The sequence below is a fragment of the Bradyrhizobium sp. BEA-2-5 genome (genome assembly GCF_032918025.1).
GTDB lineage: Bacteria > Pseudomonadota > Alphaproteobacteria > Rhizobiales > Xanthobacteraceae > Bradyrhizobium > Bradyrhizobium pachyrhizi.
Genome location: NZ_CP136629.1, coordinates 2,849,260 through 2,863,042, shown reverse-complemented (window position 1 = coordinate 2,863,042; position 13,783 = coordinate 2,849,260). Strand labels below are relative to the sequence as shown.

The window sequence follows — 13,783 nt, the reverse complement described above, 5'->3', positions numbered from 1 at the left end:
GTGGCGGCCGGATGGCCTCGGGCCATGACTAATCGACTGACCAATCAATTCAAGGGGCTTGTTTGCGGTCGGCGGTGTCAGAGCTTCGGCGGCGGGGCCGTGCCCAGGATCGCCTCAATCGACAGGCCGAGCCCAAGCAGCCTGGTATCGCTACCGACCGGACCGTCGAGTTCGACCCCAACCGGCAGGCCATCGGGCGTCATGCCGGCATAGAGCGACAGCCCCGGAAGGCCGGCATTGCTGCCGGGATCGGTGTTGCGGATCATGGTGCCGAAGGTCGGCACCGGCGCGCTGCCATTGACCGACATCTCGCCGGACCCGCTCTTTTCGTCGATGACCGGTGCAGGCGCGATCGTGGTCGGAAACAGGATGGCGTCCAACCTGTTGTCCGCGATGTACGCGGCATAGATCGCCTGCAGCGCCGGCCGCTGCACCTTGATCGCATCATCATAGGCGGCACCGAAGGCGTCCGCCGTGATGGCGCCGAAAGCGCCGACGACGTCGGGACTGGCGACGCCGGCCGCGATGTCGGACAGCGTGATCCCCTCGATCCCGGAGGCGGCAAGCCAGGCCGGAATATCGGCGATCGGCTCATGCAGCGCGACCACGAAGGACACCTTGCCGTTCTGCTCGAACAGATCGGGCATATCGACATCGACCAGCACCGCGCCGGCGGCCGTGAGCCGGGCGCAGGCTGCGCGAGCGACGGCCTCGACATCGCGATCGAGGCCGTTCCAGAAACAGCCGGGAGTGCCGAGGCGCACGCCGCGTAGCGGGATGCTCGCTGCGAGCGGCGTGCCTGATATCACGGCATCGAGCAGCGCGACATCGGCGACCGTGCGTCCCATCGGACCGACGGTGTCGCGGGTATGGCTGATTGGAACCACCTGGTTGTCGTCGTGATAACGCCGCTCGGCGCCGCCATTGCCGACTGAAGGCCGAAGGCCCACGGTCCCGGTCAGCGCCGCGGGCACGCGGGTCGAGCCGCCGGTGTCCGAGCCGAGGCCGCAGGTGGCGATGCGCGCGGCGATCGCCGCAGACGTTCCGCCCGACGACCCGCCCGGGATCCGGCTCGTGTCGTATGGATTCCGCACCGGCCCCGCGAACGGCGCGAGATTGGTGCTGGTGATGCCGAACGCGAGCTCGTGCAAATTGGTCTTGCCGATCACGATGGCACCTGCGTCGAGCAGCCTTTGCAGCGACGGCGCGTTGCGCGCAGGCCGCGCGTGTTGCAGCGCCGGCGTGCCGCCCGATGTCGGCAGATCTGATGTGTTGATGTTGTCCTTCACGACGATGGGGAGACCGGCCAGCGCGCCGGTCCGCGTCCCGGCATCGACCTCGCGCGCCGCGGCGAGCCCGCCGTCACGGTTCAGCACGATGAAAGCGTTGAGGTGCTTGAGCCGCTCCGCACGATCGAGCGCGGCCTCGACGACGCTGACCGCCGTCACCTTGCCGGCGCGGATATCAGCCACGATCTCCGCAGCGGTCGTTTCATTGGTGTCGGCCATACCCTGCGCCCTGTTGGATTGCAGGGATTAGGCTATTCTTTCGGCCGCTTGTCGTAAACACGTTTCGCCTTGCCGAGTGAACGCTCCAGCGTCTCGGGCGCAACGACGCGGACGCGGGTGGAGATGCCGATCGTGTTCTTGATGAAGGCGGAGACCTTCTCGGCGTGAACAACCAGCCCTTGGCCATCCCAGCTCTCGGGCCGCGCCTCCGCGATAATGGTCAGCTCGTCCATGCGGCCTTCGCGAGTCAGTTCCAGGATGAAGTGCCCGCCGCACCAGTCGGTCGCGAGCAACACCTCCTCGATCTGGGTCGGAAACAGGTTGACGCCCCGCAGGATGATCATGTCGTCCGAGCGGCCGGTCACCTTCTCCATCCGCCGCATGCCGGGCCGCGCCGTGCCCGGAAGAAGTCGCGTCAGGTCACGGGTGCGATAGCGGATCACGGGAAAGGCTTCCTTGGTAAGCGAGGTGAACACCAGCTCGCCCTTCTCTCCGTCGGGCAGCACCGCGCCGGTCTCGGGGTCGATCACTTCGGGGTAGAAATGGTCCTCCCAGATGTGCAGGCCGTCCTTGGTCTCGATGCATTCCTGGGCGACGCCGGGGCCGATCACCTCGGAGAGACCGTAGATGTCGGTCGCGTCCATGTCGAAGGCGTCCTCGATCTCGCCGCGCATCGCATTGGTCCAGGGCTCGGCGCCGAAGATGCCGACCTTGAGCGAGCTCTGGCGCGGGTCGAGCTTCTGGCGCTTGAACTCGTCGAGGATCGCCAGCATGTAGCTCGGCGTCACCGTGATGATGTCAGGGCGGAAGTCGTTGATGAGCTGCACCTGCCGCTCGGTCATGCCGCCGGAGATCGGCACCACGGTGCAGCCGAGCTTCTCGGCGCCGTAGTGCACTCCCAACCCGCCGGTGAAGAGGCCGTAGCCATAGGCGTTGTGGATGATCATGCCGCTGCGCCCGCCGGCGGCACGGATCGAGCGCCCCATCACCTCCGACCAGGTATCGATATCGCGCTGGGTATAACCGACCACGATCGGCTTGCCCGTGGTGCCGGAGGAGGCATGCACGCGCACCAGCTTTTCGCGCGGCACGGCGAACATGTCGAACGGATAGTTGTCGCGCAGATCGGTCTTCACCGTGAACGGAAACTTTGCGAGATCGGACAGCTCACGAAAGTCGGACGGATGCACGCCGGCCTTGTCGAAGGCCTTGCGATAGTGCGCGACGTTGTCGTAGGCGTGCTTCAGCGACCAGGCCAGCCGCTGCTTCTGCAGCGCCATGATCTCGTCGCGCGAGGCGCGCTCGGCCGCATCGAGCTCGGCGTGATAACCACTGTCCTTGACCTTGAGCTTTGCCGTTGCCATCGACGTTTTCCCCTGAAGCCTTTATGCCTTGATGTCCGTGTCGGGCAGCCAGCTGCCCGGTATCACGCGCGAATGTCCGCGGAATTCGGCAATCACGCTGTCGCCGGCAGTGACGCTCACGTCGTAGATTCCCGAGCGGCCGCTGCGCGAGATCTCGCGCGCGGTCGCCACCAGACGGTCGCCGAGCTTGCCCGGCCTGATGAAGGTGATCTGCCCCTGCGCCGCGACCACGCGCTCGTTGTGCGAGTTGCAGGCGAACGCGAAGGCGGAATCGGCGAGGGTGAAGATGAAGCCGCCGTGGGCGATGCGCTGGCCGTTGACCATGTCCGGCCGCACGATCATCGCCATCACCGCCTGCCCCGGCTTGATCTCGACAAGCTCCATGCCGAGGCCCTTGCTGGCGTCGTCCTCCTTCCACATCGCGTCGGCGCAAGCGCGGGCCAAATCTTCCGGCGTCAAGTCCTCGGGCGATAGCGTGGCCTTCACGTTCACATCGAACTCCCTGCGCGTGGGCCCGTTGCGGAGGGCCTCTTGGTGTCAAGCGTCAGTGTTGGGCGCGACGCACGAGGCGTCAACGCTACTTCCGTCATTCCGGGATGGTCCGAAGGACCAGCCCCGCTCGAGATTCCACAATGCGCAATTGCACATTGGGGTTCGCTTCGCGCCCCGGAATGACGTCAATCCTAGACGTGGTCGTAGTCGACCACGACCTTCTCGGAGCATGGCTTTGCCTGGCAGGTCAGGACGAAGCCGGCCTTCAACTCCCACGGTTCCAGCGAATAGTTGATGTCCATCGGCGCCTCGCCCTCGACCAGCTTGGCACGGCAGGTCGAGCACATGCCGCCCTTGCACGCGAAGGGCAGATCGACCCCGGCACGCAGTGCAGCATCGAGGATCGCTTCGTCCTCTGCGACCGGCACGTCGCGCCGCTTGCCGTCGATGATCAGCGACGCGATCGCCTTCGGCGGCGCGTCAGGCGCAACGGCTTTCTTCGGCCGCGGCTTGCCGCCGAATTCGGAGACGAAGCGCTCGACGTGGATACGTTCTTCGGCAATGCCGAGATCGCGGCAGGTCGCCTCGATCTCCTCGCTCATGCCAAGAGGGCCGCAGATGAAGACGTGATCGACGCTCCCCGCCGGCACCAGCGAGCGCAGCAGCACCCGCACCTTCTCGCCGTCGAGCCGGCCATGCAGGATCGGGATGTCCTGCTCCTCGCCGGAGATGACGTGGAAGAGCGAGAGGCGATCGATGAAGCGATCCTTCAGCTCCTCGAGCGCTTCGAGGAACATGATGTTGTCGGTGGTACGGTTGCCGTAGAACAGGAAGAAGCGGCTGTCCGGCTCGCGGGCAAGCACACCCTTCACGATCGCCAGGATCGGCGTGATGCCGGAGCCGGCGGCAAAGCCGACATAGGTCCGCGCCTCGCCCGGCGCGTGGGCGACGCCGAAGCGGCCGGTCGGCGTCATCACGTCGAGCTCATCGCCGCATTTCAACTCGTCCGCCGCCCAGGTCGAGAACGCCCCGCCATCGACCTTCTTCACGGCGATGCGTATCTCGCCGTCGTCGGGGCCTGAGCAGATCGAATAGGAGCGGCGTACCTCCTCGCCGTCCATCGTGGTGCGCAGCGTCAGATACTGGCCCGGAGTGAAACGGTAGTCGCCTTGCAGATCGTCGGGGATCGCAAAGGTCATCGAAATCGCGTCCGACGCCTCGCGGCGAAGGTCGCTGACGGACAAGCGGTGGAATCGTGGTGTCGACATGGTCAATGACACTTGAAATAGTCAAAAGGTTCGCGGCAGGACTTGCAGCGCCACAGCGCCTTGCAGGAGGTCGAGCCGAATTCGGAGAGCAGCTCGGTGTTCTCAGAGCCGCATTGCGGGCAGGCCACGGCCTGCGCGCCGAACAGCGCGCGGCGCGAGGAGCCCGGCAGCGGCGGCGCGATACCATACTCCTTCAGCTTGCGGCGCCCGTCCTCGCTCATCCAGTCGGTGGTCCACGCCGGCGACAGCACGGTTCGCACCTTCGGATGACGGAAACCGGCGCGCTCCAGCGCCAGCTCGATTTCCAGCGCGATCATGTTCATCGCCGGACAACCGGAATAGGTCGGCGTGATCGCGACCTCGACATGCCCGTCGTGGACCGCGACATCGCGCAGCACGCCGAGATCGGCGATGGTCAGCACCGGGATCTCGGGATCGACCACCTGCGCGGCCGCGCTCCAGGCGCGCCGGCGCAGATCGGCATCGCTGAGCGCAACGCTCACCATGTCAGCCCCGGGAAGGTGCGCTGCGTCGATTGCAGCTCGGAGAGGAGATGGCCGAGATGTTCGCTGTGCCGACCCGTACGGCCGCCCTGCTGCATCCAGTCGCTCTTCGGCAACAACAGCGTCGCCTCGTTGATGATACCGGTGACCGTCGTCAGCCAGCGCGACTTTAGCGTCGCCGGATCGATCGCAATGCCGGCGTCAATCAGGCCGCGCTCGCTGTCGTCGACCGCGAACATCTCGCCGGTATAGGCCCAGAGGTCGTCGATCGCGCCCTGCGCGCGGCGGTGGCTCTCCTCGGTGCCGTCGCCGAGCCGGACGATCCATTCCGACGAATGCCTGACATGATAGGCGCTCTCCTTCTCCGACTTCGCCGCGATCGCCGCGAGCGTCGGATCGGACGAGGCCATCATCGCGCGCCAGTAGAGATCGGCGAATGCCGCGTAGAAGAACTGCCGCACCATGGTGCGCGCAAAGTCGCCATTCGGCTGCTCGACCAGCAGCAGATTGCGGTACTGCCTGACGTCACGCAAGTACGCGAGCTTGTCCTCGTCGTTGTCCTTGCCTTCGACCTTGGCGGCGTAGCTGTAGAGCTCGCGCGCCTGGCCGATCAGGTCGAGCGCGATGTTGGAGAGCGCCATGTCCTCTTCCAGCATCGGCGCGTGCCCGCACCATTCCGACAGCCGGTGGCCGAGGATCAGCGCATCGTCGGCGCGGCGCAGCGTGTAGAGCACCAGCGGCGTTTCGGAAACCTGGATGTTGGCGGTCCCCATGTTCTCATATCCTGCATCAACACACTCGAGCCTCATCCTGAGGAGCGCCGAAGGCGCGTCTCGAAGGATCGGTCGCTGTCACTGCACGGGCCTCATGGTTCGAGACGCGCTCCGCGCTCCTCACCATGAGGGGGAGCGAAAATCACATATGCCCCACTTCCTCGGGCACCTCGTAGAATGTGGGGTGACGATAGATCTTCGATTCCGCCGGCTCGAACATCATGCCCTTCTCGGCGGGATCGCTCGCGGTGATCGCGCTTGATGGCACGACCCAGATCGACAGGCCCTCGCCGCGGCGGGTGTAGATGTCGCGGGCGGCTTGCAGCGCCATCGTCGAGTCGCTGGCATGCAGCGATCCCACATGCTTGTGCGCGAGCCCGTTGCGGCTGCGAATGAAGACCTCCCACAGCGGGGTGTTCGGCGTGGCCATGGCGGTGCTCCCTTATTCTGCGGCTTGCGCGAGCTGGCGGCTCCTGCGCTTCTCGGCATAGGCCATCGCGGCCTCGCGCACCCAGGCGCCCTCCTCATGCGCCTTGCGGCGCGCGGCGAGACGATCGCGGTTGCAGGGGCCGTTGCCTGCCAGCACCTGCTTGAATTCGTCCCAGTCGATCGGGCTGTGCTCCCAATTGCCGTTTGCGTTCTGCTTCATGCCGGGATCGGGAATGGTGAGGCCGAGATATTGCGCCTGCGGTACGGTGGCATCGACGAACTTCTGGCGCAGCTCGTCATTGGAGAAGCGCTTGATCTTCCACCTGGTCGAGGTGTCGCTGTGCTGGCTCGCGCCATCCGGCGGGCCGAACATCATCAGCACCGGCCACCACCAGCGGTTCAGCGCGTCCTGCGCCATCGCCTTCTGCTCGTCGGAGCCGCGGCACAGCGTCACCATGATTTCGTAGCCCTGGCGCTGATGGAACGACTCCTCCTTGCAGACGCGGATCATCGCGCGCGCATAGGGACCAAAGGAGCAGCGGCACAGCGGGATCTGGTTCATGATCGCCGCGCCGTCGACCAGCCAGCCGATCGTGCCGATGTCGGCCCAGGTCAGCGTCGGATAATTGAAGATCGAGGAATATTTCGCCTTGCCCGCGAGCATCGCGTCGACCAGCTCCTCGCGCGAGGTGCCGAGCGTCTCGGCCGCCGCGTAAAGATAGAGCCCGTGGCCGCACTCGTCCTGCACCTTGGCGAGCAGCGCGGCCTTGCGGCGCAACGTCGGCGCACGGGTGATCCAGTTGCCTTCGGGCAGCATGCCGACGATCTCGGAATGGGCGTGCTGGGAGATCTGGCGGGTGAGCGTCTTGCGATAGGCCGCCGGCATCCAGTCGTTCGGCTCGATGCGTTCCTCGGCATCGATGCGAGCCTGGAACTGACTGGCACGGGCCACATCCTCGACGCCGCGATCGTCGCCGTCGGATGAGTTGAGCGCCTGCGTGTACATGGCCGACCTCCCGGTGTGTTGTTGGAAGGGAATATATAACACAAATTTTCAAATGCAAGAAGTTTTTGTAATATATTCAGACGCCCTCGAAACGGCGCGCCACTGCCCCGTTGGGCTTCGGCAGCGGCCCGTCCTCGTTGGTTGCATGGTCGTCAAGCCATTGTTCCGACGGCGAAAGCAACCCGCGATAGACCTCGCCGCAGAGTTTCCGCGCCGCCCTGCCCGGCCAATCCTTCGGCAGCAGCTGATACGGCAGCAGCGGATCGCGCAGCACGACGCGGCGGTAATGGTGGATCAAGAGAATGCGCGCGGTGAAGGCGTCGGCGTCGCTCAGTGTCTCGCCGCGGATGATCGAGCCGTGCAGCGGCTCGAACGTCTTCATGAATTTCAGATAGGCATCCGCGGTGCGATCGAGCGGCCAGCTCGCGCTGAGCAGGCGACGCCCGCTGTCATCCTCCGCCGAGACTTCGAGACGGATGGCGCGCGACGCTTCATCGGGGATCGGCACGCCCGACGGCGCGACCCAGACGCCCGGCAGCGGACTGCCGAAGCCGGCATTGCGCAGCGCCTCACGCGAGGCGTCGCGGTCCTCGCCATTGCCGATCAGCAGCAGCTCGAAGCGGCCGGTCCAGTCCGATGGCGGCGGATCGTAGATGTGGCGCGTAGCAGCTTCAAAGGTCTGCCTGCCCTTGTCGGCCAGTCGATAGAAACTGTTTCGCCCGACCTTGTTGCGCTCGAGCCAACCATCGGCAGCAAGCCGCGACATCGCGGTGCGGACCACGCCGCTGTCGATATCCAGGCTTTCGAAGAATTCCAGCAGCGTCCCCAGCCACACCGAGCCGCCGCGCGGCACGATGGCATCGCCGAACACGGTGATGACGATGGAGCCGGTGCGCGAGGGCTCGCGCTTGAGCTGGTCGATGATGCGGGCAAGCGGCTGTGGCATGCCCAACGCATAGCGCGTTTTGTCGATTCACGACAATGTAGCCGCTCTAGCTTCTCCCTCGCCCCGCTTGCGGGGAGAGGGTTGGGGTGAGGGGGAGCCTCCGCGAGGGAGGTGACAGACGTACTCGCGGAGAGTCCCCCTCACCCGGATTGCTTCGCAATCCGACCTCTCCCCGCAAGCGGGGCGAGGTGAAGAGAGACTTTCGCAAGACCTAGCGATTGGGATCCGGATAAACGAAGCTGCGCCAGCCGCTGCGATCGAACGGGAGCCACTGGCCCTCCTTCTGCGCGAGCCGCTCGGCCACGGCATAGACGACGGCAGGATGATGGCCCATGCCGCAATGGCTGCTCTCCACCTCGATGCTCTCGGTCATCGACGAGGCCTGCTCGCGACAGCCTTGCCAGGCGCAGACACCGTCGGTGCGGCTGAAGATAGCGGTGGTCGGCACCGGCGGCGGACTGGCGAGCGAGCCGCCGAAACGGGAATCCTCCTCATCGGCGCGGCGCCCGCTGGCCATCTCGTAGACGCGCCAGGCGTTGGTCGAGCGCGGATCGCCGGCGAAGGGACTGCCGAGCGTGATCACCTGCCGCACGCGCTCCGGCATCATCTTGGCGAGCTGGCGGGCATAGAGACCGCCGAGACTCCAGCCAACCACCGAGACCTTGCGGCCGGTCGTCTCATTCATCTCCTGCAGCAGATCGACCATCCCGTCCTGCACGCCGGCGCGGAGCCCGAGATTGCGGCCCTGGCGCCAGCCGCTGACGGCGTAGCCCTTGCTCCTGAGAAAGTCGCGCAGCGGCCGGGTCGACATGTCGGAGGCGATCAGTCCGGGCAGCACCAGCACCGGATGCCCATCGCCGCGCGGCGCGAGGCTGAGCAGCGGCAATGCACCAAGAAAGGCGCCGAGCTCATGAATGGCGCGGCCTTCCAGAAACATCAGCGTCCTGGACGGCGGGCGTAGCGTCTGCGCAGCAACGGACATTTCAGCTCCTCTTCCGGCAGGCAGCCGGCAATGGGACCAACGGGGATGGGTCAATAGAATTGACGCAAACCCGGCGGAATCGTTCCGCAACGCAACAATCTGTCCTGAAAAGCTAGGGAACCGGACACTTTCGTGCAAGCGGTCTAGGTCACACTTGCCACAACTAAAGTGACGTTCGTGCCCAATCGGTCACAGCAGCCGCAGCGTGTACTCCAGGGTGTAGAGCGCGAGACCGGCGAGACCGCCGATCAGCGAACCATTGAAGCGGATGTATTGCAGGTCCTTGCCGACATTGACCTCGATCAGCGAGATCAGCTGCTCCATGTCCCAGCTCTTCATCTGGTCGGCGATGAAGCTCGAGACGCCGCTCTTCTGCTCGGCGACGACGGTGCGCAGGATCGCCACCAGGCCCTTGTTGATCTCGCCGCGTAGTTCGGCATCGCCGGCGAGCGCCTCGCCGGCCGCGACGAACATGCCGGCGAGATGATGCTGCAGCACCTGCGTCTCGCCGCTCGCGCTGCGCTCGATGAAGTCCTTGACGTTGGCCCAGATGGTGCGCCCGAGATTGGCAAGCTCGGGCCGCGCCATCAAATCGCGCTTGAGACCATCGATGCGATCGGCGAACGCCTTGTCGCTGCCGAGCCGGTCAACAAAGGACAGCAGCATGCGGTCGAACTCGCCGCGGAACGGATGCTGCGGGTCGTTGCGCACTTCCTCGAAGAATTTCGTGGCGGAGGCGATGATCCGGTTCACCACGAACTTGTCGGCACGATAGAGCCTGAGCAGCGTCGGCATCTCGGCGCGGACCTTGTCGCGGATCACGGCCATGGTCTCCTGCTGCGTCAGCGTCTGGTGCAGCACGCGCAGGATGTCGTCGAGCAGGCCGCCATGCTTGCCCTCCTGCACGAAGCCGCGCAGCGCGCCGGCCGCGAGCGGCGCGAGGTCGATCGAGAGCACCTGCGTCGTGACGCGGCGGCTGATGAACTGCATCAACCCCGAGCTCTCGGTCGCCGCGAATGCCTCGGGCAGCATCCGCAGCACGAAGCGGGCGAGATCTTCGGAACGCTTGCGGTCGCGCAGCCAGTCGGCGATGAACGAACCGAAATCGATCTCGCGCAGCTTGGCCTCGACCGGCCCGGATTCCAGGAAATTGTTCTGGATGAATTCGCCGAGCTTGTCGGCGATACGGGCCTGATTGCTCTGGATGATCGCCGTGTGCGGGATCGGCAGGCCGAGCGGCCGCTTGAACAGCGCGACCACCGCATACCAATCGGCGAGACCACCGATGGTTGCGGCCTCGGCAAACGCGGCGATGAAACCGAACACCGGATGCACCGGCAGCAGCGCCTTCGCTGCGATGAAGATGATGAAGGTTGCCGCCAGCACGCCGGTCGCCAGCCACTTGACGCGCCGCAGCTCGGCCGCGCGTTCGACGTCGACAGGCGTTGCAATAAGGGCGGCGGGAAGGGTCATGGGGTTTCGCAGGGGTGACGAACGAAGCATAGCATGGCCCCACCGTCGTCATTCCGGGGCATGCGAAGCATGAACCCGGAATCTCGAGATTCTGGATCGCCGCTTCGCGTCGTCCGGAATGACGATGGATACTTGAGTTATGAAGGACACCGCCAAAAAAGAAGGCCCGCAAAATGGCGGGCCTTCGAAAAGGGCAGTTGGTCAGCGCGGCCGCGATCAGGCGGTCTTGCCGTAGACCTTGGCGAAGTTGTCCTGCGCGGTCTTCGCACCGTCGGTGACGAGCTTGCCGAGATACTCGGTGGTGGCCTTTGCACGCGAGACGAACACTTCGCCGCGGGCACGGAGCAGGCTCGACTGGATCTCGACGGCTTCGCTGATCGATTTTGCCGACGCCAGCTTGTCGATGCCCGAGAAAAACGCCTCAGCGTCCTCGTAGATCGCCTGCTGGATGTTGCGGCTGATCTTGCCGGCCTCGGTCACCGAACCGGCAACAGCGGACTCGATCACGTTGGTCACCTTCTCCGAGCCGGCATAGGCATCGGCAGCGCGGGTCTTGGCGGCCTCGGCCTGCTTCTTCACGAACTCACGGGCGGCTTCCGGAACTTCCAGGTTCTGAAGCTTGGTGAACGCCTCGGTGACGGGCGCGAAGGCTTCCTTGACGCTGTTCAGCACGGAATTGGTTTCGGTGGTCATTGGGGGTCTCTCCATCCTCAGGTTTGAGCTATGGGCTCACCCCGTCCGGTTTGGCCCGGGGCAACGGTGTTATGACACATCCCATGATGCATCGCAACATAGATGTTGCAGCGCGATATCACGAACCTGTGAACAGCACGAAGATCCGGCAGATTGCCTAGAGAACCAGCAGAAAACGGTTTCTAATTACCACTGACCGCGTCGGGCACCCCATACGCCTCCATCTGGGCCTGGACCTGCGCGATGTTGTGACCGAGCACGACGATGTCGTGGGTCTTGCCGTCAACATCCCGGACATGGTCGCGCAGCAGCGCCTCGGCCTTGAAGCCGAGGCTTTCGAACAGGGCGATCGCCGCCTGCTGGTCGACGGTCATCTGGACCGAGAGCTTCTCCAGGCCGGCGCCGAGCGCAAGTGCAAAGGTCTCCTGCGAGAGCGCCTTGCCCACTCCCTTGCCGCGGACATCGGGCGAGACCACCATCCGGATCTCGCCGACATGCGGCGACCAGGAATGCGGATCGCGCACCAGCGTGCCGCAACCGACCACCCTGCCCTCTCTCACCGCGAGCAGGCTCTGGATCGCGCCGCGCTCGATCTCCTTGCCCCATGCCGACAGGACCTTCGGCTCGCTGATGTTGCGCGGCAAGAACAAGAGATCATGCGTCGGCAGCTTTTGCGCGAAGGCCAGCACCGCGGCCTCGTGGTCCCGAATCATCAGGCGAAACTCGATGTCGCCCGCTTCGGTCTTGACGCGGCGCGGATAGGAACGTTGTTCGGTCATGTCGATCTCTCTCAAGTCGACCCTTCTTAGGTCGATCTTTTGCCCAGCCAGGAATCCAGTTTCGGCCACAGTCGCTTCACCGCGTTGGCGCCCGCGACGAGAGAGACGTGACCACCCTTCAGGATCACCTCCTCCTTGTCCGCCGAGCCGACCTTGGCGATCAGATGCTTGGCGGCCTCATACGGCACGATGTGGTCGTGCTCGGCGACCGCATGCAGGATCGGCACCGTGATATCGTCCAGCCGCGCCGCCCGGCCGCCAACCGACATGGTGTCGTTGAACAGCTTGTTGTCCCACATCAGGTCCTTGGTGATGGCGCGGAAATACTCGCCCGCCAGCGGCAGCGTGTCGGTCGCCCAGCGGTCGAACATGCGGTAGGACTTGACGAACTCGTCGTTCCAGATGTTCTCCCAAAGCTGGATCTGGCTGACGACACGCGCGGCCGGCCGCAACATGTCGAACGATTGCAGGATCAGTTCGGGCGGCATGTTGCCGGTGCTGTCGATCAGACGATCGACGTCGAAATAGCGGCGATCGGAGAAATTCGAAAACAACTTCATCTCGCGGAAGTCGATCGGCGTGGTGAAGCAGATCAAATTCTTCATCGGCCCATCCTTGTGGATCGAGCCGTAGAGCAGCGACAGCACGCCGCCGAAGCAATAGCCGACGACGGAGACGTCCTGCTCTCCGGAATCGGCCTGCACGCGGCGGATGCAGTCCGGGATGAAGTCGAGGACATAGTCCTCCATGCGCAGCGATTTCTCCTCCGGCCGCGGCGCGCTCCAGTCCAGCATATAGACGTCGTAGCCGCGCCTCAGCAGGAACTCGATGAAGCTCTGGCCGGGCACGAGGTCGAGGATATAGCCGCGGTTGGTCGTCGCCATCACGATCAGCACCGGCACGCGGTAGATCTCGTCCGACATCGGCCGATAGTGGTAGAGGCTCATGGTTCCGCGCGAATGCAGCACGTCCTTCGGTGTCGAGCCGAGCGAAGGGTCCGAGGTCGAGAAATACTCCACGCCCTTGATGCTGCGCTGGATCGCGCGCTGCACCTCGGACTGGATGCGCTCGGAGATCGAGGCGAAATCAAAGGGGGTGGGAGCATTCATTTGCTGCCTCCCTCCGCCGGCGGCTGCTTGGTGCGCGGTGGCCGCGGCGTTGCGCCGTGGCCGTCGTCCGGCGCCAGCGAATTGTGGTGCACCTGCTGCAGCAGCGTCTTGATCTCGTTGAGCTGGTTCTCCATCGACTGCAGGCGCTCGGCCATGCCGACGAGTTGGGCGCGGCTCGGCAGGTTCATCGCCAGCAGATATTTCTCCATCAGCTCGCCGAGCTGCTTCTGTGCGCCGGCCGCGGCGCCGCCGGCCTGGTTCATCACCTTGGAAAATTCCGGCGAGCTCATGAGCTGGTTGCCGAAGGAGTTGAACCCCTTCTCCATCTCGCCAATCATCGTCTGCCAGATCACGGCAGGGTTGTTGCCCTTGTCGGCCATGCGGCGCTCCTCCACACCAATTTCGAGCGCTTGCCGCGCTTCCATTTGTTTCTGCCATACGACACTGTTGCTGCTGAT

The 13,783-nt window shown here is 64.7% G+C and carries 15 protein-coding genes; all 15 read right to left on the bottom strand.

Annotation, left to right across the window (positions count from 1 at the left end):
* Positions 1-77: 77 nt before the first annotated feature.
* Complete coding sequence (gene iaaH / locus RX327_RS13290; protein ID WP_317250521.1) at positions 78-1,508, bottom strand: indoleacetamide hydrolase; 1,431 nt, start codon at positions 1,506-1,508, stop codon at positions 78-80.
* Between the two features lie 32 nt (positions 1,509-1,540).
* Complete coding sequence (gene paaK / locus RX327_RS13285) at positions 1,541-2,872, bottom strand: phenylacetate--CoA ligase PaaK (RefSeq protein WP_317250520.1); 1,332 nt, start codon at positions 2,870-2,872, stop codon at positions 1,541-1,543.
* A 21-nt stretch (positions 2,873-2,893) separates the two neighbouring features.
* Positions 2,894-3,364: a hydroxyphenylacetyl-CoA thioesterase PaaI gene (gene paaI, locus RX327_RS13280; protein ID WP_317250519.1), complete on the bottom strand. Its 471-nt coding sequence runs from the start codon at positions 3,362-3,364 to the stop codon at positions 2,894-2,896.
* 191 nt (positions 3,365-3,555) lie between these two features.
* Positions 3,556-4,632, bottom strand: a complete 1,077-nt coding sequence (paaE, locus tag RX327_RS13275) for a 1,2-phenylacetyl-CoA epoxidase subunit PaaE (RefSeq protein ID WP_317250518.1) — start codon at positions 4,630-4,632, stop codon at positions 3,556-3,558.
* 2 nt (positions 4,633-4,634) lie between these two features.
* On the bottom strand, positions 4,635-5,138 hold the full coding sequence (gene paaD, locus RX327_RS13270; protein WP_317250517.1) for a 1,2-phenylacetyl-CoA epoxidase subunit PaaD: 504 nt from the start codon (positions 5,136-5,138) through the stop codon (positions 4,635-4,637).
* The gene (paaC, locus tag RX327_RS13265) at positions 5,132-5,908 is read right to left on the bottom strand and encodes a 1,2-phenylacetyl-CoA epoxidase subunit PaaC (RefSeq protein ID WP_317250516.1); all 777 of its coding nucleotides are present in this window, start codon (positions 5,906-5,908) and stop codon (positions 5,132-5,134) included. Before paaC ends, paaD begins: the two co-directional genes overlap by 7 nt.
* 142 nt (positions 5,909-6,050) lie before the next feature.
* The gene (gene paaB / locus RX327_RS13260) at positions 6,051-6,338 is read right to left on the bottom strand and encodes a 1,2-phenylacetyl-CoA epoxidase subunit PaaB (protein ID WP_317250515.1); all 288 of its coding nucleotides are present in this window, start codon (positions 6,336-6,338) and stop codon (positions 6,051-6,053) included.
* A 12-nt stretch (positions 6,339-6,350) separates the two neighbouring features.
* A complete protein-coding gene (gene paaA, locus RX327_RS13255) occupies positions 6,351-7,343 on the bottom strand; it encodes a 1,2-phenylacetyl-CoA epoxidase subunit PaaA (RefSeq protein WP_317250514.1) in 993 nt (330 codons plus the stop codon).
* A gap of 76 nt (positions 7,344-7,419) precedes the next feature.
* Positions 7,420-8,289, bottom strand: a complete 870-nt coding sequence (gene paaX, locus RX327_RS13250; RefSeq protein WP_317250513.1) for a phenylacetic acid degradation operon negative regulatory protein PaaX — start codon at positions 8,287-8,289, stop codon at positions 7,420-7,422.
* 211 nt (positions 8,290-8,500) lie between these two features.
* The gene (locus RX327_RS13245; RefSeq protein ID WP_317250512.1) at positions 8,501-9,271 is read right to left on the bottom strand and encodes an alpha/beta hydrolase; all 771 of its coding nucleotides are present in this window, start codon (positions 9,269-9,271) and stop codon (positions 8,501-8,503) included.
* Between the two features lie 189 nt (positions 9,272-9,460).
* Complete coding sequence (locus tag RX327_RS13240) at positions 9,461-10,744, bottom strand: DUF445 domain-containing protein (protein WP_317250511.1); 1,284 nt, start codon at positions 10,742-10,744, stop codon at positions 9,461-9,463.
* Between the two features lie 216 nt (positions 10,745-10,960).
* Complete coding sequence (locus tag RX327_RS13235) at positions 10,961-11,437, bottom strand: phasin (protein WP_317250510.1); 477 nt, start codon at positions 11,435-11,437, stop codon at positions 10,961-10,963.
* 182 nt (positions 11,438-11,619) lie between these two features.
* On the bottom strand, positions 11,620-12,216 hold the full coding sequence (locus RX327_RS13230) for a GNAT family N-acetyltransferase (protein WP_317250509.1): 597 nt from the start codon (positions 12,214-12,216) through the stop codon (positions 11,620-11,622).
* A 26-nt stretch (positions 12,217-12,242) separates the two neighbouring features.
* The gene (locus RX327_RS13225) at positions 12,243-13,325 is read right to left on the bottom strand and encodes a PHA/PHB synthase family protein (protein ID WP_317250508.1); all 1,083 of its coding nucleotides are present in this window, start codon (positions 13,323-13,325) and stop codon (positions 12,243-12,245) included.
* Complete coding sequence (locus tag RX327_RS13220; RefSeq protein ID WP_317250507.1) at positions 13,322-13,705, bottom strand: hypothetical protein; 384 nt, start codon at positions 13,703-13,705, stop codon at positions 13,322-13,324. The genes RX327_RS13225 and RX327_RS13220 overlap by 4 nt, the downstream gene beginning before the upstream one ends.
* Between the last annotated feature and the right edge of the window lie 78 nt (positions 13,706-13,783).